Here is a 1,520-nt window from a genome sequence, read left to right on the forward strand (position 1 = left end):
CACCTGCCGCCTGCTGCCCTGCGCGCGTGCACGCGCTTGAGCGAAGCCGACCAGGACCTGCTGGAACAAGCCATCGAGCGCCTGCAGCTGTCGGCGCGGGCGATGCATCGCATCCTGCGCGTGGCACGCACCATTGCCGATCTTGCCGAAAGCGAGACCATCCGGGCCGCGCACCTGGCCGAGGCCATTGGCTACCGGCAGCTGGACCGGGGCAAACCAGGTGCATAGCACTCTGTTGCATGCACGAAGGAATCAGATTCATCTGATATCTGCCATGCCACCTGCGCCCTGACCATTTCCGCGAGCCCATACACAAGGAGACGCGGTTTTGCTCAGGATGCTCATCATGGGCGGGCAGGAGGCCGCCCGTCAGCGGATATCACGGACGATAGGACGGCGCGGCCTGATCCGCATGGAATCGATCTACAGCGTGGACAGCGGCCTGTCGGTGCTGGAATGGCGCAACTACGACCTGGTGGGAACGTTCCTTGCGGCCGGCCTCGGCACGCGCCTGCAGGAATCGTTCGTGCTGCGCGATGCGAAGGTGCAGCTGGTGCTGTTCGGCATGGGGCTGAGCGAGGAAGTGGCCAGTATCCGCCTGCGCCTGCGCGCGCAGGGTCTGCCGTCGCCGATTCTGGTCCGGACCGACTTCGACAGCTACGACGAGTCGCTGTTCTGGCGATCGCTGACGTCGCACATGATCCTGCCGTCGGTACTGGAGGGCACTGGCCCCCTCCCCGCCGTGGGCGACGCGTGCGACCATGCAGGACCCAGTCCCTAGCGGTGCCTGTCTTGCCAGGTGCCCGCCCAGCCATACATGAGCACTCCCCAGCCGCCGCACCTGCCGACCTCCGATGCGTCCACCCCGCTGACACCTGCGGCAACCGGCGGCGGCGGGCCTCTGGGTGAAACGAAGATGCGCGAAATCGCGGTGCGGATCTCGCAGTACTTCCGCGATTTCCTTGAATCGGATTTCAAGCGCGCGCAGGCACCGCGGCGCCGCATCGTGCTTACCAGCGATTCCGGCTTCCGCGCGGGCATGCGCACCGCGCCGTATCCGGCGTTGGACAAGGAGTTGTGGAAGCTGCTCAGCCGGCCCTCCGGCGAGGAGCTTTCGTTCACCATCGGCCCGCGCAGCTATACCCGGCCGATCAGCGCGACGCTGCGCCGCATCGTCGAAGAACAAGTGAACGCCATCACCGAGACCGCCATCGCCACGGTGCGCGTGGCCGTGCTGGACAAGGCGCGCGCCAGCATGGCCGGTGCACTGGAAGACCCGGAAGCCTGGGTGGAATCGGTGCAGGGCGCCCTGGTGGATGCGATGTGCGTGCAGGTGGTGCGGCCGCTGATCGCGCATCTGGCCGGCCCGCTGCAGGGCCAGGCGTACTGGGTGATGGATTCGCTGCACGCGGCTGAATCGGACCTGGTCACCCGTGCCGTTGTCGATCTGTACCAGACCCTGCCGGAGGTGCTGGCGCGCTTGCTGGCCACCGGTGACGAGCTGCCGCTGCAGCAGGCCT

At 66.8% G+C, this 1,520-nt stretch carries 3 protein-coding genes; all 3 read left to right on the forward strand.

All coding sequences use genetic code 11. The features are described from left to right. Positions 1 to 228: magnesium chelatase subunit ChlI family protein (locus AC1VAN_RS21585; protein WP_480986714.1), on the forward strand; the 228-nt coding region annotated here is incomplete at its 5' end. 118 nt (positions 229 to 346) lie between these two features. Then, positions 347 to 781, forward strand: a complete 435-nt coding sequence (locus AC1VAN_RS21590; protein WP_165780911.1) for a hypothetical protein — start codon at positions 347 to 349, stop codon at positions 779 to 781. Between the two features lie 36 nt (positions 782 to 817). Next, the coding region (locus AC1VAN_RS21595; RefSeq protein WP_480986715.1) for a hypothetical protein at positions 818 to 1,520 on the forward strand (703 nt) is incomplete at its 3' end.

It is taken from the genome of Stenotrophomonas sp. 05L44_2, from assembly GCF_056665995.1.

Excerpts from the sequence above, each read along its gene's own strand:
- AC1VAN_RS21590 (WP_165780911.1), top strand. The coding sequence starts at position 347 with ATGGGCGGGCAGGAGGCCGCCCGTCAGCGGATATCACGGACGATAGGA.